Below are 18,267 nucleotides of genomic sequence, written 5' to 3'. Positions count from 1 at the left end.
GCCGGATCACCCACCGGTACCCTCGTCCGCATGGAACCACCCGCACTTGATCTCGCTCTCGACGCCCCCGCTCTCACCGCCCAGCTCGTGGACATCCCCTCGGTGAGCGGTTCGGAGAAGTCCCTGGCCGACGCCGTCGAAAGCGCCCTGCGCGCACTGCCGCACCTGCGGGTGGACCGCTACGGCAACAACGTCGTCGCCCGCACCGACGCCGGCCGCGCCGAACGCGTCCTGCTCGCCGGCCACCTCGACACCGTGCCGATCGCCGGCAACCTGCCCTCCCGGCTGGACGAGGAGGGGCTGCTGTGGGGCTGCGGCACCACCGACATGAAGGCCGGCGTCGCCGTCCAGCTGCGCATCGCCGCCACCGTGCCCGCGCCCAACCGCGATCTCACCTTCGTCTTCTACGACAACGAGGAGGTCGAGTCCGAGCGCAACGGTCTGCGGCACCTCGCCGCCGTCCACCCCGAGTGGCTGGCCGCCGACTTCGCCGTCCTGCTGGAGCCCTCCACCGGTGAGGTCGAGGGCGGCTGCCAGGGCACCCTGCGCGTCCAGGTGACGCTGCCCGGCGTGCGCGCCCACTCCGCCCGCTCCTGGATGGGCTCCAACGCCATCCACGCCGCCGCCCCCGTGCTGGCCGCCCTCGCCGCCTACGAGCCGCGCCGCCCGGTCATCGACGGCCTGGAGTACCACGAGGGCCTCAACGCCGTCGGCATCGAGGGCGGCGTCGCCGGCAACGTCATCCCCGACGCCTGCGTCGTCACCGTGAACTACCGCTACGCCCCCGACCGCAGCGAGGACCAGGCCATCGCCCACGTCCGCGAGGTCTTCGCCGACTGCGGCGCCCTGGACATCGAGGTCACCGACCACGCCCCCGGCGCCCTGCCCGGACTCTCCCACCCGGCCGCCCGGGCGTTCATGGCGGCCGTCGGAGGCGAGGCCCGGCCCAAGTTCGGCTGGACGGACGTCTCCCGGTTCAGCGCACTCGGCATCCCCGCGGTCAACTACGGCCCCGGCGAGGCCAGCCTGGCGCACCGCCGCGACGAACGGGTGGACACCGCCCTGATCACCCGCTGCGAGGAGCGGCTGCGCGCCTGGCTCGGCGCGTAACGGCAGGTGACAGCCGAGGTAATGCACTGTCCCGCGCCCTTTCATCAGCGCTTCACTTTTGCCACCGTACGCTGAGTGAGGAGTACGGATCGTCGTAAGGAGCAACGCATGAGCAGCAGCCCGGAGTCCCGGCCGGCCATCGACGGCCGCCGTGAGCAGCGCCTGGGCCCGGTGGTGCGCCGCCGCGAACAGGTGGTGCCCGGGACGGCCGACCAGCGGCTGCTGGACACCCGTGGCCCCTCCGACTGGGTGCACGGCGACCCGTGGCGGGTGCTGCGCATCCAGTCCGAGTTCGTCGAGGGCTTCGGCGCGCTGGCCGAACTCGGCCCCGCCGTCAGCGTCTTCGGATCGGCCAGGACGCCACCCGGCTCGCCCGAGTACGAGGCCGGGGTGCGCATCGGGCGCGGGCTCGCCGAGGCCGGCTTCGCGGTGGTCACCGGCGGCGGCCCCGGCGCGATGGAGGCCGCCAACAAGGGTGCCGCCGAGCACGGCGGGGTCTCCGTCGGCCTCGGCATCGAACTGCCCTTCGAGCAGGGGCTCAACGAGTACGTGAACATCGGCGTCAACTTCCGCTACTTCTTCGTCCGCAAGACGATGTTCGTGAAGTACGCCCAGGGCTTCCTGGTGCTGCCCGGCGGCATGGGCACGATGGATGAGCTGTTCGAGGCGCTCACCCTCGTCCAGACCCAGAAGGTGACCCGCTTCCCCATCGTGCTGGTGGGCCGCGACTACTGGCAGGGTCTCGCCGACTGGCTGCGGCACACCATGATCGCCGGTGGCAAGGCGTCCGAGAAGGACCTCGACCTCTTCCACGTCACGGACGACGAGGACGAGGCGATCGCCCTGGTCACCAAGCCGTAGCGGCCACGGCGCCGCGCACCGGCTACGCCAGCCCGCGGCGGGCGACCGCCGGGGGCCGGTGGCCGGCGATCGAGGCCACCATCTCCAGCACCTGCCGGGTCTCGGCGACTTCGTGAACCCGGTAGACGCGGGCCCCCAGCCAGGCGGACACCGCCGTGGTGGCCAGCGTCCCGATCAGCCGCTCCTTGACCGGCCGGTCCAGCGTCTCGCCCACGAAGTCCTTGTTGGACAGCGACACCAGCACCGGCCATCCGGTGGCCGTCATCTCCTCCAGCCGCCGGGTCGCCTCCAGCGAATGCCGGGTGGACTTCCCGAAGTCGTGCCCCGGGTCGATGAGCACGGCGTCCCGCCGCACCCCCAGCCCCACCGCCCGCTCCGCCAGGCCCACCGTGGTGCGCAGGATGTCCGCCATCACGTCGTCGTAGGTGACCCGGTGCGGGCGGGTACGCGGCCGGGCGCCGCCCGCGTGGGTGCACACCAGGCCCACCCCGTGCCGGGCGGCTACCTCGGCCAGCTTCGGATCGACTCCGCCCCAGGCGTCGTTGAGCAGGTCGGCGCCCTCCGCGCACACCGCCTCGCCCACCTCGTGCCGCCAGGTGTCCACGCTGATCACGATGTCCGGGTGGCGGCGGCGCACCTCGGCGACGAAGCCGGCCGTGCGCAGGATCTCCTCCGCCGCGTCCACCTCCTGGCCCGGGCCCGCCTTGACCCCGCCGATGTCGATGATCGCCGCGCCCTCGGCCACCGCCCGGCCGACCCGCTCCAGCGCGGGGCCGTCGCCGAAGGTGGCGCCCCGGTCGTAGAAGGAGTCGGGCGTACGGTTCACGATCGCCATGATCACCGGCTCGTCGGCGGCGAACTCTCGGTTCCCCAGGCGCAGCATTGTCGGGTCAGCCCTCCCATGAGCGGCGGTTCCACTCCGTCATGAACCTACCTGGCGCCTGTCCCGGGTGGGGCATGGCACGATCGGTACCCCCAAGTGAGAGGCGGTCGGGCGCGGTGTTCTGGTTTCTGATGGCGGCCATGGTGGCGGTCGTCGCGGCGGTCGCGCTGGCGGTGCTGGGCAGTGGGGACGGCTCGGGCGGTCCGGTGACGGGTGGGCTGCCGGAGGCGCAGCCGGACCGGGCGGACGATCCGCTGCCGGTGGACCGGCCGCTGAGCGCGGCGGACGTGGTGGCGGTGCGGCTGCCGGTGGCGGCGCGCGGCTACCGGATGGCGGAGACCGACGACGTGCTGGACCGGCTCGCGGCCGAACTGGCCGAGCGGGACGCGCGGATCGCGGCGCTGGAGTACGAGCTGGGGCGGGTGCGCGAGGACGGCCGGCCCCCGGCCGGCGCCGAGGCGGAGCCGGGGGCCTGAGGGCCGCGCGGTCACTCGCCCCGGAAGCGGGGCCGTTCCTTGGCGACGAAGGCGGCCACGGCGGCGCGGTGATCGGCGGACGCCCCGGCGCGCTGCTGCAACTCGGCCTCGCGGGCCAGCGACTGCGGCAGGGCGTGGGTGGCGCCGTGCGCCAGCGCCGACTTGATCGCGGCGTAGGCGAGGGTGGGGCCCTCGGCGAGCCGGTGGGCCAGTTTCCGGGCCTCGTCCGCGAATTCGGCGTCGGGCACCACGCGTTGGGCGATGCCCAGGCGCAGCGCCTCCGCCGCGTCGATGGAACGCGGGAAGAGCAGCAGATCGGCGGCCCGGCCCGGGCCCACGAAGCGCGGCAGGGTCCAGGAGAGACCGGAGTCGGCGCCGAGTCCGACCTGGGCGAAGGACGTGTTGAAGGAGGCGCTCTCGGCGACCAGCCGGTAGTCGGCGGCGAGCGCGAATCCGAATCCGGCGCCGGCCGCCACGCCGTTCACCGCGGCCAGCACGGGTTTGGGCATGTCCGTGATGGCTTCGGTGATGGGGTTGTAATGCTCGGTGACGGTATTCATGGGGGGCGCGTCGGGTCCGGTGTTCCGCAGAATCCCGATGTGTTCCTTCAGATCCTGTCCCACGCAGAACGCGCGGCCGTTCCCGGTGAGCAGAACCGCCCGTACGGCGGGTTCCGCGGCGGCCGTGCGCAGGGCGTCGCGCAGGGCCTCCTTGGTGACGAGATCCAGGGCGTTCATCGCCTCGGGACGGTTCAGCGTAATGGTCGCGAGACTCTCGGTGACGTGGTAGAGCACAGTGTCGGCCATGTTGCACAGCATAGGGACGCGATCCCCGGCCCCCACTGCCGAATTGGGGGGATATGTGAGTATGCGTTGTCGAAGGGAGATCCTCCGATGTTGGTCAGAGGGTCACTCGATGCGGGATAATGGCCGAGAAGCAATGTGTTCGATGCCGGTGACGCTCGGGTTGTCGGCTGCGATGTAGCGGTTTCAGGAAGGGGAACGAGCATGGCGGCCATGAAGCCGCGGACGGGCGATGGCCCGCTCGAGGTGACCAAGGAGGGGCGGGGCATCATCATGCGCGTCCCGCTCGAAGGCGGCGGCCGGCTCGTTGTCGAGCTGACCCCGGACGAAGCGGTCGCTCTCGATGAGGAGCTGAAGAAGGTGACCGGCTGAGCCGGCGAGCACCACGTGCTGTACATCTTTTGGCGCTGCCCCGGCCGGTGACGGTCCGGGGCAGCGTCGTTGTTCACGCGCTGTGCGTGATCCGCCGCAGGGGGGTCATCTGCGGGCGGCGCACAGCAGGCCGTCACCGGCCGGCAGCAGCGCGGGCATGAGCTCCTCGCTCTCCCGCACCGCGCGCAGCAGCTCGCGCAGCTTGAGGACCTCGGTGGGCTGCGGCCCCGAGCCGACGGTCCGGCCGCCGGCGAAGACCCCCGCGAAGCAGACCAGCCCCCCGGGGCGCAGGAGCCGCAACGATTCTGCGAGGTAGGCGAGGTACTCGAGCCGGTCCGCGTCGCAGAACACCAGGTCGTAGCCGCCGTCGGTGAGCCGCGGCAGCACATCCAGGGCGTGCCCGGGGATGAAGCGTGCCCGGTTCGCGGCGAACCCGGCCGTACGGAAGGCCTGGCGCGCGAACTGGAGCCGCTCGGGCTCGATGTCCACGGTGGTCAGCACGCCGTCCGGGCGCATCCCCTGGAGAAGATGGATGCCGGAGACCCCGGTGCCGGTGCCGATCTCCACCACCGCGCGGGCCCCGCAGGCCGCGGCGAGCAGCCGCAGGGTGTCGCCCGCGCCCGGGGAAACGGGCCGTACTCCGCCCTCTACCGACCGGTCGTGGGCCCAGCGCAGAGCGGTCCCCTCGGGGCTCTCGGCGTCCGGAGACCCGTACGCCTCAGCGAACGCCCAGCTCGTCAGCCGGTTGCCGGTAATGGCCTTCTCCTGTCCCCCGTCTTTCGCGCGCTTTGACTGTAGCGACTCCGGGCGGGAACCGGATCGGCGGTCCGGACGTTTGATCTCTCGCAGGGGTTCGGCGGACGTGTGGCCGAAAGCCGGTCATAAATACTTATCCGGAGTTAACGGGCGAGGTGGCTATGGTAGGCACTCCACTGGACACCACCAGAGCCGACAGGGGAGGTGCGGCCGCGTCTGAGGGCAGGGGAGTGCTCAAACGCTTCCGGCGCTCTTCCGGCGGGCCGAATTCTGTGACTGACATCGTTGACGGAGCTCACGCCGACACCGGATCCGCTGACGGCGCCCCCGCCGCCACCGCGACCTTCAGTGCGGGGCCCGACGGCCAGACCTGGGCCCCGCCCAGCTGGGACGAGATCGTCAGTACCCACAGTGCCCGCGTCTACCGGCTCGCCTACCGGCTCACCGGTAACCAGCACGACGCGGAGGACCTCACCCAGGAGGTCTTCGTACGGGTATTCCGTTCGCTCTCCACGTACACCCCCGGCACGTTCGAGGGGTGGCTGCACCGGATCACCACGAACCTCTTCCTGGACATGGTCCGCCGCAAGCAGCGGATCCGCTTCGACGCGCTGGGCGACGACGCCGCCGAGCGGCTGCCCAGCCGTGAGCCCACCCCGCAGCAGCACTTCCACGACACCCACTTCGACGCGGACGTCCAGCAGGCGCTCGACACGCTGGCCCCGGACTTCCGGGCCGCGGTGGTGCTGTGCGACATCGAGGGTCTCAGCTACGAGGAGATCGCCACCACGCTGGGCGTGAAGCTCGGGACGGTCCGCAGCCGTATCCACCGGGGGCGTTCGCATCTGCGCAAGGCGCTCAAGCACCGTTCGCCGCGTGGCAAGGCGGTACGGGCGCCCGAGCCGGAGCCCGCGCTGGCCACCGGGGGTGCGGCGGAGTGAGCGTCGCGCCGGAACCGGGCGCGGGCCAGGCGGATCGCCATCTCGGGGAGAGCCTGGCCGCGCTGATCGACGGAGAGCTGTCCCACGACAGCCGGGACCGGGTGCTCGCGCACCTGGCCACCTGTGCCGACTGCAAGGCGGAGGCCGACGCGCAGCGCCGGCTCAAGAGCGTGTTCGCCGAGAGCCCGCTGCCCACCCTGTCCTCCGGGCTGCTGGCACGGCTCCAGGGCCTGCCCGCCGCGGGCGTGGCGGGTACGGGGTCCGCGCCGCCGGGCCCGCCCGGTGCTTCGGCAGGACCGCGGCCCGGGCCCTTCGGCCTGGGCCGCGGTTCCGCGCTGCCCGGGGGAGCGGACGGCGAATCGCTGCTCAGCAGATCGGGGCTCGGTCCCGACCGGGGCTTCCGCATCCACCAGCCGGCCCGCGCCGCCCGTGCGACGGCGCGCGACAGCCGGCCGTCCTCGGGCCACCGTTTCGTCTTCGCGGCGGCGGGAGCGGTCTCGGTGGCGGCCCTCGCCATCGCGGGTGCTGTCAGCAGCGCCGGTCTCGGCACCCCGCCCACGGCGGGCTCCCCGGGCACGGCCCATCCGTCCTCCGCCGGTACGACCGCGGCCATGGCCACCGCCCGCACCTCCGGCCGGGTGGCGGAGGGGGACACCGAGCAGACGGTGGAGGCCCCCGGCTCCCGCACGGTGGGAGCACCGGGCCCGGGGCTGTCGGGCGCGCTGGGGCCGGTCGCCCTGAGCGGCCAGCAGTACCCCATACCGTTGTGGAACACCGAACCGATCGTCTGGCCGCTCGCCGCCTCCCCAGGACCTTCACCGACCACCGCGCTCGGAGCAGTGAGCCCGCGCTGAATCCGCCGGACGGACCTGGTTGAATCCATTGCCGGAACTTGGCGGTGCGGACACGATGGGGACTGCGATGGACACAGGGCAGGGCAGCACGTCGTGGGGCCCGGAGGACGAGAGCGGTCAGGACCCGTACGGGACGCCCCCCTACGGGCAGCCCGGCCCCTGGGCCCCGGCGCCTCCCGTCCAGCACCCCACCCCCGCGTCGGGCACCCCGACCGGTACTCCGGCGTCGGGCACCCCGACCGGCACCCCGGCGGCGGGCACGGCGATGCCGCCGGGGGCGAGCGCCCCCGCGCCCCAGGCACCGCCGCCGCCCGCGAGCCCGCCGCCCGCGAGCCGGCCGGCCGGGGTGGGGCTGGCGAAGCAGACACCCGCCACGGGCACGACGACAGGCCCGCCCCTACCGCACGCCGCGAGCGCCGCCACACCCCCGGCGGGCACGCCGGGCCCCGCGACCACCGGCGCGCAGGCACACGAGCACCCCGGCACGCCGTCACCCGCCGACGGCTTCGGCCCGCCGCCCGGCCCGGCCGGCGGTCAGCCCCCGGCGGCCGACACGGGCGTCCACGGCCCCGGGAGCGCGGCAGCGTCCGCGCCCGGAGCCCCCGGCGCCGGGCACGGCGCCCCGGCGGGGCAGACCCCGCCGCCCGGGACACCGTCAGCGGCGGGACACGGCTACGGCACCGGGCCGGCGACCCCGGCGGGGCAGACCCCGCCGGCCGGAACGCCCGCGCCCGGCACCGGTGGGCCCCCGCCGCCCCCCGCCGGGGGGCACGGCTACGGCGCTCCGCCCACCGCCGGTACGGCAGGACCCGACCCGGCGTCCGCAGGCCGGACTCCGGCACCCGGCGCGAGCGGGCCCACCCCGCCGCCGGGAGCGCCTCCCACGGCGGGACACCACCACGGTGGTACGCCCTCGCCCGGCGCGGCTTCGGCGACGCCCGCACCCGGCACCGGTGGGACCACGCCGCCGCCAGGCACCCCCGCCGGGGGTGGCTACGGCTACGGCGCCGCGCCCACCGCCGGCGGCCCCGCGCCCGCGCCGGGTGGGTACGGGCACAGCGGTGCCGCCGGGACCGGGCCGGGACCGGCGAGTACCCAGGACGGCGACGCCCGCCTCCCCGCCGGTCAGGCCGGCGCCCCCGGCGGCTATCCGCAGGCGCCGCCCGGTGACGGGCTGCGGCGGTACGACCCGTGGGGCGTCTCCGCTCCCGCCGCCGCTGAAGCGGCCGACACCGCCGACGCCACCCGGCCGCGCCGCGGCACGCTCGTGTTCGGGGCGGTCGTCATCGCGCTCGTCGCGGGCCTCATCGGCGGCGGCGTCGGGGTCTACCTCGAACGCGAGGGCCAGTTCAGCGAGGTGCGCCTGCCGCAGGCGGGGTCCGAGCGCGGGTCCGCGCCCGCCGGAAGCATCGCCGGGATCGCCGAGACCGCCCTCCCCGGTGTGGTCACCCTGCACGTCCAGGGCGGCGGCGCCGCCGGGACCGGGACCGGCTTCGTCCTCGACGACCGGGGCCACATCCTCACCAACGCGCACGTGGTGCGCCCCGCGGCCGGCCGCAACGGCGCGATACAGGTCACCTTCCACAGCGGTGACACCGCGAGCGCCGAGATCGTCGGCCAGGACGCCGGCTACGACCTGGCCGTGGTGAAGGTCACCGGCGTCTCCGGGCTGACCCCGCTGCCGCTGGGCGACTCCGACGGCGTCCGGGTCGGCGACCCGGTGGTCGCCATCGGCGCCCCCTTCGATCTGGCGGGCACCGTCACCTCGGGCATCATCAGCGCGGTGAACCGGCCGATCACCGCCGGTGGCGAGGAGTCCGACGGCTCCGACGTGTCGTACGTGAACGCCCTGCAGACCGACGCCCCCATCAACCCCGGGAACTCCGGCGGCCCGCTCGTCGATCTCAACGGCCACGTCATCGGGATCAACAGCGCGATCCGCGCCCCGGAACCGATGGGCGCGGACGGCGGCCAGGCCGGCAGCGTCGGGCTCGGATTCGCCATACCGATCAACCAGGGCAAGGACATCGCCGAGCAGCTGATCAACACCGGCCGGGCCACCCACCCCGTCATCGGGGTGACGCTCGACCTCAGCTACCGGGGCACCGGCGCCAAGGTCGGTACCGCGGCCGGCAACGACGGCGGCATCGCCGTCGAACCCGGCGGCCCCGGGGACCGCGCCGGACTCCGGGAGGGCGATGTGATCACCGCCGTCGACGGCCAGCGGGTCCGCAGCGGTGACGAGCTGATCGTCAAGATCCGCAGCCACCGGCCGGGGGACGAACTCGTCCTCACCGTGGAGCGGGACGCGGAGGAGCTGCAGATTCCGGTGACTCTCGGTGAGGCATCCGGGAGCTGAGAGTGATGTGGTCCGCTGTTTACCGTTCGATGGCGCCCCACGCCTCCCGCCTCCGGCCCCCGGCCGGTACCGTGGCGTGGTCCAGACGTGTGAGGGAGCAGCCAGGTGTTCTTCGATATCGGATCACTGGAATTCCTGGTGATCATCGTGCTGGCCATCCTGGTCTTCGGGCCCGAGAAACTGCCGAAGATGATCCAGGACGCCGCCCGGCTCATCCGCAAGGTCCGGGACTTCTCGGACAACGCCAAGCAGGACATCCGCTCGGAGCTGGGCCCCGAGTTCAAGGACTTCGAGTTCGAGGACCTGAACCCCAAGCGGTTCGCGCAGAAGCACCTGCTCGACAAGGACGACACCTACGGGCTGAAGGAACTGCGCGAGAACCTCGACATCCGCAAGGAGCTGACCGAGGTCACCGACTCCGTGAACGGCCGCGCCCCGCGCCGCGCCATCGCGTCCGACACCTCGGGCAAGGTGGAGCTGGCCAAGACCGGCGGCACCCCGGTGGACCTCGGCAAGCCGGGTGACGCCGCGCGCGTCGCGCAGGAGGCCCCGCCCCCGTTCGACGCCGACGCCACCTGACCGGGTGGATTCAGCCTGCTTGTGGGTCATATGGGCCCACCGGTCGATCGGCCCTGCCCACCTGCCAGGACGCTGATGGCTATCCTCCCTATGTCCGGGGTGTGCCCAGGACGAGGGCAATGAGGAGGCGTCGCGCAGATGGAGACGACGAGTCGGGCAGAGCCGCAGGACGCCATGGGGGAGCCCGGGCCGTCCGGGTCCGGGGGACAGGACGGGCCCCAGGCGGTCCCCGGTGCGCGCCGCGCGGCGGTGGACGGATATCTGCTGGCGGGGTTCCCCTGGTACGGGCTCGATGAGGCCTTCACGGGCCGTCGCTGGCTGATGCAGGTCGGTGCCGCCACGGACGGCACGGTCGAGCACGGATCCACCGGGCACGGCGACGAGCCGTCGCTGCTGACCGAGCTGGGCCAGGAGGAGCAGCGTTTCACGGTGGTCGTGACGGTCGCGTCGCGGCCCGTGCGGCGCAGCCCGGACGGCACCGGCGTCCTGGAGGCCACATCGGTCTCCTCGGCCGCCTGGCTGGCCGGTGCGGGGCTGCTGGCCGGTACCTGGCCGGCCCAGATGGAACGCGCGCTGCGGCAGGACTGGCTGGACCAGCAGACCGTGATCGCCTGGGAGCTGGCGGACGACCTGGACGGCGGCGCCTGGTCGATCCTGCAGCTGCCGGTGGACGGGGTGCAGACCGACTTCCACTACCGGGAGTCGGAGTACGGGTGGGTGCTGGCCGCCGCCGCGGCGGACGGCGTGCACATCGGCGCCTACGGGCGGGGGATGAGCGCGTACGGCCTCGGCTTCTCCGTGATCAAGGACCTGGAGAGCTACACCTAGACCGTACGCCCCCGGGGGTGGGCCGACCGCCCACCCTCACATCCGTCGGTCAGAACTTGTTGCGCGGGGTGATCCCCAGGGACAGGCCGGACAGCCCGCGCTGCCGCCCGCCGAGCGCGTCGGCGATCTTGAGCAGCGCCGCCCCCGCCGGGGAGTCCGGGTCGCTCAGCACCACCGGCTTGCCCTCGTCGCCGCCCTCGCGCAGGCGGACGTCGATGGGGATGCTGCCCAACACCGGAACCTCGGCGCCGGTGGTCTTCGTCAGCCCGTCCGCCACCCGCTGTCCGCCGCCGCTGCCGAAGACATCCACCATCTCGTCGCAGTGCGGGCAGGGCAGGCCCGACATGTTCTCGACCACGCCGACGATCTTCTGGTGGGTCTGCACGGCGATCGACCCGGCCCGCTCGGCGACCTCGGCGGCGGCCTGCTGCGGGGTGGTGACGACGAGGATCTCGGCGTTGGGGACCAGCTGCGCCACCGAGATGGCGATGTCGCCGGTGCCGGGCGGCAGGTCGAGCAGCAGGACGTCCAGGTCGCCCCAGTACACGTCGGCGAGGAACTGCTGGAGCGCGCGGTGCAGCATCGGGCCGCGCCACACCACCGGGGCGTTGCCCGGGGTGAACATCCCGATGGAGATCACCTTCACGCCGTGCGCGGACGGCGGCATGATCATGTTCTCGACCTGGGTGGGCCGGCCGTCCGTCCCCAGCATCCGGGGCACCGAGTGGCCGTAGATGTCGGCGTCCACGACGCCCACCTTCTGTCCGCGCGCCGCCAGCGCGGCGGCGAGGTTGACCGTCACCGAGGACTTGCCGACCCCGCCCTTGCCGGAGGCCACGCAGTAGACACGGGTGAGCGACCCGGGCTGGGCGAACGGCACCTCGCGCTCGGCCTGCCCGCCGCGCAGGGTGGTCGCCAGTTCCTTGCGCTGCGCGTCGCTCATCACGTCCAGTTCGACGTGCACCTCGCTCACGCCCGGTACGGAGCGCACCGCCGTCACCACGGAGGAGTGGATCGTCTCCCGCATCGGGCAACCCTGGACCGTGAGGTAGATGCCGACGGTCACGGAGCCGTCCTGGGCGATCTCAACGGATTTGACCATGCCCAGATCGGTGATCGGCCGGTGGATCTCCGGATCGTTCACCGTGGCGAGCGCGGCCCGAACGGCGCTGTCCGTGGGCTGGGGGATGTCGGTAGCCATGCCACCGATGGTACGGCGGTGCGGGAGCCCAAGAGCTACTGCCTTCAGGGGTGATGGCCGGGTGCGGGTACGCTGCGCCTCAACTCCCCGACCCCTTCGAGGAAAGGCAGCCGACGTGAGGGCAGCGGTCCCCGGATGGCCCAGGTGGCGCAGGGCTGTGCTGGCGCTGGTGTGCGCGATGACCAGCGTGACGCTCACCGCGTGCGGAGGCGGCGAGGAGGACCCCGACGAGGGCACCAACGGCCTGGCGAAGCTGACGGCCGAGGAGATCGAGCGGGAGGCGCGCGGCGCGGTCGAGGGCGCCACCGCCGTGCGCCTGTCCGGCACGGTGATCACCGAGGGAACGACGTACCGCCTCGACATGCGGATCGGCGAGGAGGGCGGGGTGGGGGAGGTCTCCACCGAGGGCAGCACCTTCGAGCTGCTGCGGGTCGGCGAGGACCTGTACATCAAGGCCGACGTGGGTTTCTGGCAGGCCCAGGGTGGTGAGGACGAGGACGAGGACGCCGGCGAGGATCCCGACCCGGCGTACAAGCTGGACGGGAAGTACGTACGGGTCGCGCCCGATGACCCGGCGTACGAGCAGTTGAGCGGCTTCACGGACCGTCTCGTGCTGCTGGAGGGGCTGCTCGCGCTGGACGGCGAGCGGGCGACGGGGGAGCGGGGCGAGATCGGCGGGGTGCAGACCATCCGTCTTGAGGCGGCGGAGGGCGCCGGCGGGGCCATGGAGGTCTCGCTGATCGGTACGCCGTATCCGCTGCGCTTCGAGCGGGGCGGCGCGGCCGGGGAGCTGACGCTGACGGACTGGAACAAGGAGTTCACGCTGCACGCGCCGCCCGAGGAGGAGATCCTCGACTACGGCGACGAGATGGTCACCGGCAAGGACTGAGGGGCGAGGACGGATGGATCCGCGGGTTTTCGACCGGGCGCTGATCGAGGAGAGCGCGAAGAAGTCCGCCCTGGTGTGGGTGCGGGGCCCGCAGGGGCCGGCCCGGGGGCTGTGGCACGTGTGGCACGAGGGTGCGGTGTGCCTGGTCGGGGTGAGCGGCGGGGCCGCCGCCGAGGGCGGTGAGCAGCCGCTGGACGGGCTCGGGCTGACGGACGGCGGTTCCGCGACGGTGACCTGCCGCAGCAAGGACAAGGGCGGCCGGCTCATCGTGTGGCCGGCCCGGGTGAGCGAGCCCGAGCCCGGCGGTGAGCTGTGGGAGGCGACCGCGGGCGAGCTCAAGGGCAAGCGGCTCAACGCCCCCGATCAGGACGGACTGCTGGAGCGCTGGGCGCGCGCGTGCCGGGTGCTGCGGCTGGAGCCGGCGGGTCCGGCCGAGCAGCGTCCCGGCGCGATGCCGGACGGGGGCGGGGCGGCGGCGCCGCTGCCGACCCCGGCGGCCACCAGGGTGGCGGCCCCCAGCGGCCTGCCGGTGCGGCGCGGCCGGCGCGCGCGCGAGGCGTAGCGGGCGGATCCGGGACGGGCGGTGAGCGCGGCCGGTCGGCGGGGCGCGCGGCCGGCGGGGCCGTGCGGCGCGTCCCGTTCCCCGCCCCGTCGCCCGCGGTGCCTCAGGCCGACAGGCCCAGGGCCGCCATGCGCTTCGTGTGGGCCTCGGTGATCCGCGAGAACATCCGGCCGATCTCGGCCAGGTCGAAGCCGTCGGCCACCCCGCCCACCAGCATCGTGGACAGCGCGTCCCGGTCCGCCACCACCCGCTGCGCCTGTGACAGGGCCTCGCCCATCAGCCGCCGCGCCCACAGCGCGAGCCGGCCGCCCACCCGCGGGTCCGCCTCGATGGCCGCCCGTACCTTCTCCACCGCGAACGAGGCGTGGCCCGTGTCGTCCAGCACCCGCAGCACCAGGCCCCGGGTGTCCGCGTCGAGCCGGGAGGCGATCTCGCGGTAGAAGTCGGCGGCGATCGCGTCGCCCACGTACGCCTTGACCAGGCCCTCAAGCCAGTCGGACGGGGCGGTCAGGCGGTGGAACTCGTCCAGCGGGACGACGAAGGGCTGCATCGCGGCGACCGGCTCCTCCGCGATCGACGCCAGGTGCTCGGAGACCTGCTCGAAGTGCTGGAACTCGGCCGACGCCATCCGCGCCAGGGCCGCTTTGTCCGCCAGACCGGGCGCCAGCTTGGCGTCCTCGGCCAGTCTTTCGAAGGCGGCGAGTTCCCCGTACGCAAGTGCCCCCAGCAGATCGACCACGGCCGCCCGGTACCGCGGGTCTGCGGATGCCTCGGCCCAGTCCTTGACGGGCGCGGGGGCGTCGGAAACGGCGGGCTGCTCGGGGCTCTGCGGCGTCTGCATGGTCCGCACAATAGTCCCCGGCCAGGGCCCCGGGGGACCGAGCCCTGACACATATGCACGGTTCCGGGGTACAGTGCTATAGAGGCCCGCCCGGAGGGGTGGGGCCTTCCCATGCCGGAGTCTGATGGATCCGGGACCAGCCCGGGTTCCATGACCTCCGAGGATGTCCGGTCGGCAGGCCGATCGGCTCCGACCTGACCAGCCCTCCGCGTGGTGGGTGCGCCCCGCAGCCACCACGGTATGAGGGGCCCGCTCGCGCGGTGCGTGCGCTTGAGCGAGACGACCGGGTCCTGCGCCACAGGCGGCCCCAAGGCGGGCCACCGTCGTACGGCGCGGTACTGATGACCCGCCTCGCCGCCACGTGCGCCGCGACACACAGAAGAGGCAATCACCCTGTCCGCCACCACGACATTCCGAGATCTCGGGATTCTTCCCGAGACCGCCGAGGCGCTCGAGGCCGTCGGCATCGTCCATCCGTTCCCCATCCAGGAACTCACCCTCCCCGTCGCGCTCGCCGGCACCGATGTCATCGGCCAGGCGAAGACCGGCACCGGCAAGACCCTCGGCTTCGGGCTTCCCCTCCTGGAGACCGTGACCGTCCCGGCGGACGTCGAGGCGGGCCGGGCCCGTCCCGAGGAGCTGACCGACGCCCCGCAGGCACTCGTGGTCGTCCCCACCCGCGAGCTGTGCCAGCAGGTGACCAACGATCTGCAGACGGCCGGCAAGGTCCGCAACGTCCGCGTGCTGGCGATCTACGGCGGCCGTGCCTACGAGCCGCAGGTCGAGGCGCTGAACCGCGGTGTCGACGTGGTCGTGGGCACCCCGGGCCGGCTGCTCGACCTGGCCGGCCAGCGCAAGCTGCGGCTGTCGGAGATCCGCACCCTCGTGCTGGACGAGGCCGACGAGATGCTCGACCTGGGCTTCCTGCCGGACGTCGAGAAGATCATGCAGCAGCTGCCCGCCAAGCGGCAGACGATGCTGTTCTCCGCGACGATGCCGGGGCAGGTCATCGGCCTGGCGCGGCGCTACATGAGCCAGCCCACCCACATCCGGGCCACCGACCCGGACGACGCGGGCGCGACCGTGGCCAACACCACACAGCACGTGTTCCGGGCGCACTCCATGGACAAGCCGGAGATGGTCTCCCGCATCCTGCAGGCGAACGGGCGCGGACTCGCGATGGTGTTCTGCCGCACGAAGCGCACCGCCGCCGATGTCGCCGAGCAGCTGGCGCGGCGCGGGTTCGCCTCCGGCTCGGTCCACGGTGACCTGGGGCAGGGCGCGCGCGAGCAGGCGCTGCGGGCGTTCCGCAACGGCAAGGTCGACGTGCTGGTGTGCACCGATGTCGCGGCGCGCGGCATCGATGTGGAGGGGGTCACGCATGTGATCAACTACCAGACGCCGGAGGACGAGAAGACGTACCTGCACCGCATCGGGCGTACGGGGCGGGCCGGGGCCACCGGTACGGCCGTCACGCTGGTCGACTGGGACGACATCCCGCGCTGGCAGCTGATCAACAAGGCGCTGGAACTGAACCTCCCCGACCCGGTGGAGACGTACTCGACGTCACCGCACCTGTTCGAGGCGCTGGAGATCCCCGAGGGGACCAAGGGCATACTGCCCCGGGCCGAGCGCACCCGGGCGGGCCTGGCGGCCGAAGAGGTCGAGGACCTGGGCGGGCGCGAGAGCAAGCGTTCCGGGGGTGGTGGCCGCACCAAGCAGTCCGCCGACGGGGACGCCGAGCGGCCTCAGCGGACCCGTACCGCGACGCGGCAGCGGCGCCGTACCCGGGGCGGGGTCACCGTGACCGCCGAGGCCGCGGCTGCCGCCGCCGCTGCCGGAGCGCTGCCGGAGCAGGGCGCGGCGGACGTGTCGGACGCTCCGGCGGCCGATGACGCGGCCGGGCCGCGCACCCCGCGCCGTCGCCGGCGGCGCCGCCGTACCACCAGCGGCACCGCCGAAAGCTGAGGCGAGGGACGGACGGACTGGCTGTCAGTCGAAGACGGGCTGGCCCGCACGGGTCAGCCGCCAGTCCACGGAGGCGAACCGGGCCGGATCGATCTCACCGTTGTCCTGAACCCAGGTGATGATCGTGTTGCGGATCTCGTCCGAGTTCGCCCACAACTGATCGGCCGCGGCGATGTGGGGGAAGTTTCCGCCGCCGCTGGCCCGGTAGTTGTTGACCGCGAGCACGAACCGCGCGTCGTCCGCGACCGGTTCGCCCGCGAAGCGCAGATCGACGATCCGTGAGCCGGCCGGCTCCGCGATGTCGATGTCGTACGTGACGCCGCTGACCGCGTCGTAGTTGTAGTCGGGAATGCCCTCGGCGTTCGTCAGCTTCGCCGGGTCGATCGCCGCCCCCGCGGGCGTCCGCACGAAGTAGCGCGCCGAGAACTCCAGATACTCCCGCAGTTGCGCGCCCGTGATCAGCCGCGCCTCCAGGGTGTTCTCGAAGACGTACATCCCCGCCACGTCCCGGATCGTGACGTCCCCGGACGGGATCGCCGCGGAGCGCGAGAAGCACGCGGCCTGGGAGAGCACCGGCAGGTCCGCGTACGCGCCGCCGGCCAGCGCCGCCGTCACCGTCTCGGCCTGCACGAAGTTGATGAAGTCGATGATCGGGGCGTCCTTGTACGCGGCCTCGGAGGCCGACATCGCCTCGGTCGCGGTGCCGATGACCTGGTTGACGTACGCGATGACCCGCTCGTGCTCCCGCGACAGCAGCCGCGTGATGCGCGGGTCCTCGGCGACGGTGTTGGTGTTGCGCACCTCCGAGGAGACCGACTCCACCACCCAGCGGCCCCGTTCCCAGGCGACGGAGATGTCGAACACCGTGAGCCGCTTGCCCCAGAACAGCGGTTCGGAGAGCACCACGTCCTTGCCGGTCTCGGCGTTGGTGACCCGGTACTCGGGGATCTCGGCGTGCGCGTGGCCCACCAGGATCGCGTCGATGCCCGGGACCCGCTCGGCGACGATCGCGGCGGCGTTCTCGATGTGCGGCAACTGGTCGCCGTAGGAGGAGGTGCCGCTGGTGCCGGAGTGGGCGGAGACGATGACCACATCGGCGCCCATCGAGCGCAGCCGGGGGACGTACAGGGCGGCCTGCTGCTCCAGGCTGGGGAAGGTCATCTTCCCCTCCACATGGGCCCGGTCCCAGATGGCGATGCCGGGGTTGGTCAGGCCCAGCACGGCGACCTTGACGTCCCGGCCGCGCGGGGTGGGGACCTTGATCATGTGGTACGGGGGAAAGGCGGGGCGTTCGGTGCGGGCGTCCAGGGCGTTGGCGCCCAGCAGTGGGAAGTCGCACTGCTGCTCGAACTTCCGCAGCAGCGGGATGCCGTAGTTGAACTCGTGGTTGCCCAGGGCCGCGGCGTCGTAGCCGATGGCGTTCATGGCCTGCGCCATCGGGTGCACCGGGCCGCGGCGGGCGGTGATCGGGTCGACCTTGGCGTAGTAGTACGCGAGCTGGGTGCCCTGGAGGGTGTCGCCCGCGTCGATCAGTACGGTGTTGCGGCGGCCGCCCTTCTCGGTGCGGACCTCGTCGATGAGGGTGGAGAGCTTGGCCAGCCCGACATCGTTGCCGCCGGCGTCCTCGAACTCGGCGTCGGTGAAGTAGTCCCAGTTGAAGACGTGGCCGTGCAGGTCGGTGGTGCCGAGCACGGAGAAGGTGTGCCGCTTGGTGTTGCCGTTGCCGTTGCTGTTTCCGTGGCCCTGCGGCTGGGGGGTGGCCGACGCCGTGCCGGCGGCGCCCCCGGCGAGCACCACCCCGGCGGAGGTGACGGCGGTTCCGCCCAGGAACTTTCGGCGGTTCAGCGACATGTGGGTGACTCCTCGGTGGGGTGGTACGGGCGTAACGCGCGTAGATTCTGGCCCAGAAGTCGTACGAATGACAGACCTTGGCGGTTTCGTCCGGGTGACCGGCCGGTGTCGCGGCCCGACTAGGCTGGTCCGC

The 18,267-nt window shown here is 73.0% G+C and carries 17 protein-coding genes and 1 pseudogene; 12 read left to right on the top strand and 6 right to left on the bottom strand.

Translation table 11 applies throughout. The features are described from left to right. Positions 1 to 30: 30 nt before the first annotated feature. Positions 31 to 1,110 (top strand): succinyl-diaminopimelate desuccinylase, encoded by a 1,080-nt coding sequence (dapE, locus tag H7827_RS09375; protein WP_386537329.1) that lies wholly within the window; start codon positions 31 to 33, stop codon positions 1,108 to 1,110. A gap of 108 nt (positions 1,111 to 1,218) precedes the next feature. Then, positions 1,219 to 1,971: a TIGR00730 family Rossman fold protein gene (locus H7827_RS09370; protein ID WP_030737357.1), complete on the top strand. Its 753-nt coding sequence runs from the start codon at positions 1,219 to 1,221 to the stop codon at positions 1,969 to 1,971. 22 nt (positions 1,972 to 1,993) lie between these two features. On the opposite strand, the gene folP is transcribed toward H7827_RS09370, so the two are convergent. Beyond that, the gene (gene folP / locus H7827_RS09365; protein WP_432744108.1) at positions 1,994 to 2,854 is read right to left on the bottom strand and encodes a dihydropteroate synthase; all 861 of its coding nucleotides are present in this window, start codon (positions 2,852 to 2,854) and stop codon (positions 1,994 to 1,996) included. 116 nt (positions 2,855 to 2,970) lie between these two features. Here folP and H7827_RS09360 point away from each other — a divergent pair, with 116 nt between their 5' ends. After that, a complete protein-coding gene (locus H7827_RS09360) occupies positions 2,971 to 3,330 on the top strand; it encodes a DivIVA domain-containing protein (protein WP_030737353.1) in 360 nt (119 codons plus the stop codon). 11 nt (positions 3,331 to 3,341) lie between these two features. Here H7827_RS09360 and H7827_RS09355 read toward each other — a convergent pair whose 3' ends face one another. Further along, positions 3,342 to 4,136, bottom strand: coding sequence for an enoyl-CoA hydratase/isomerase family protein (locus H7827_RS09355; protein ID WP_432744106.1), 795 nt, complete (start codon positions 4,134 to 4,136; stop codon positions 3,342 to 3,344). 201 nt (positions 4,137 to 4,337) lie between these two features. On the opposite strand from H7827_RS09355, the gene H7827_RS09350 reads away from it, so the two are divergent. After that, a complete protein-coding gene (locus H7827_RS09350) occupies positions 4,338 to 4,505 on the top strand; it encodes a DUF3117 domain-containing protein (protein WP_019434894.1) in 168 nt (55 codons plus the stop codon). A 105-nt stretch (positions 4,506 to 4,610) separates the two neighbouring features. Here the strand turns inward: H7827_RS09350 and H7827_RS09345 are convergent, their stop codons facing one another. Then, positions 4,611 to 5,261, bottom strand: a complete 651-nt coding sequence (locus H7827_RS09345) for an O-methyltransferase (protein WP_078635784.1) — start codon at positions 5,259 to 5,261, stop codon at positions 4,611 to 4,613. 161 nt (positions 5,262 to 5,422) lie between these two features. On the opposite strand from H7827_RS09345, the gene sigE reads away from it, so the two are divergent. From sigE to H7827_RS09320, 5 genes are all read left to right on the top strand, one after another. Continuing rightward, positions 5,423 to 6,202 carry an RNA polymerase sigma factor SigE gene (gene sigE / locus H7827_RS09340; protein ID WP_386537314.1) on the top strand — a complete coding sequence of 260 codons (780 nt, stop codon included), beginning with the start codon at positions 5,423 to 5,425 and terminating at the stop codon, positions 6,200 to 6,202. Continuing rightward, complete coding sequence (locus H7827_RS09335) at positions 6,199 to 7,056, top strand: anti-sigma factor family protein (protein WP_432744103.1); 858 nt, start codon at positions 6,199 to 6,201, stop codon at positions 7,054 to 7,056. Before sigE ends, H7827_RS09335 begins: the two co-directional genes overlap by 4 nt. Positions 7,057 to 7,123: 67 nt before the next feature. After that, positions 7,124 to 9,415: a trypsin-like peptidase domain-containing protein gene (locus tag H7827_RS09330; RefSeq protein WP_432744101.1), complete on the top strand. Its 2,292-nt coding sequence runs from the start codon at positions 7,124 to 7,126 to the stop codon at positions 9,413 to 9,415. Between the two features lie 105 nt (positions 9,416 to 9,520). Beyond that, a complete protein-coding gene (locus tag H7827_RS09325) occupies positions 9,521 to 9,994 on the top strand; it encodes a sec-independent translocase (RefSeq protein ID WP_386537305.1) in 474 nt (157 codons plus the stop codon). Positions 9,995 to 10,132: 138 nt separating this feature from the next. Next, entirely contained in the window at positions 10,133 to 10,822 is a 690-nt protein-coding gene (locus tag H7827_RS09320) for a hypothetical protein (protein WP_432744099.1), read from the top strand. Between the two features lie 49 nt (positions 10,823 to 10,871). Here H7827_RS09320 and H7827_RS09315 read toward each other — a convergent pair whose 3' ends face one another. Next, positions 10,872 to 12,023, bottom strand: a complete 1,152-nt coding sequence (locus H7827_RS09315; protein ID WP_046724707.1) for an Mrp/NBP35 family ATP-binding protein — start codon at positions 12,021 to 12,023, stop codon at positions 10,872 to 10,874. 178 nt (positions 12,024 to 12,201) lie between these two features. On the opposite strand from H7827_RS09315, the gene H7827_RS09310 reads away from it, so the two are divergent. Continuing rightward, a complete protein-coding gene (locus H7827_RS09310; RefSeq protein ID WP_386537298.1) occupies positions 12,202 to 12,912 on the top strand; it encodes a hypothetical protein in 711 nt (236 codons plus the stop codon). Between the two features lie 13 nt (positions 12,913 to 12,925). Beyond that, entirely contained in the window at positions 12,926 to 13,474 is a 549-nt protein-coding gene (locus H7827_RS09305) for a hypothetical protein (RefSeq protein ID WP_200364656.1), read from the top strand. Between the two features lie 103 nt (positions 13,475 to 13,577). Here H7827_RS09305 and H7827_RS09300 read toward each other — a convergent pair whose 3' ends face one another. Next, entirely contained in the window at positions 13,578 to 14,315 is a 738-nt protein-coding gene (locus H7827_RS09300) for a ferritin-like fold-containing protein (RefSeq protein ID WP_030737329.1), read from the bottom strand. A gap of 387 nt (positions 14,316 to 14,702) precedes the next feature. Between H7827_RS09300 and H7827_RS09295 the strand changes: the two are divergent. Then, positions 14,703 to 16,116: pseudogene (locus H7827_RS09295) on the top strand (DEAD/DEAH box helicase); the annotation flags it as partial. Positions 16,117 to 16,307: 191 nt separating this feature from the next. On the opposite strand, the gene H7827_RS09290 reads toward H7827_RS09295, so the two are convergent. Next, entirely contained in the window at positions 16,308 to 18,134 is a 1,827-nt protein-coding gene (locus tag H7827_RS09290; RefSeq protein ID WP_432744096.1) for a bifunctional metallophosphatase/5'-nucleotidase, read from the bottom strand. Positions 18,135 to 18,267 lie beyond the last annotated feature (133 nt).

Source organism: Streptomyces sp. JH002, from assembly GCF_050916115.1.
Lineage (GTDB): Bacteria > Actinomycetota > Actinomycetes > Streptomycetales > Streptomycetaceae > Streptomyces > Streptomyces xiamenensis.
The sequence above is the reverse complement of the archived record's forward strand: the minus strand, read 5'-3'. Positions and strand labels throughout refer to the sequence as shown.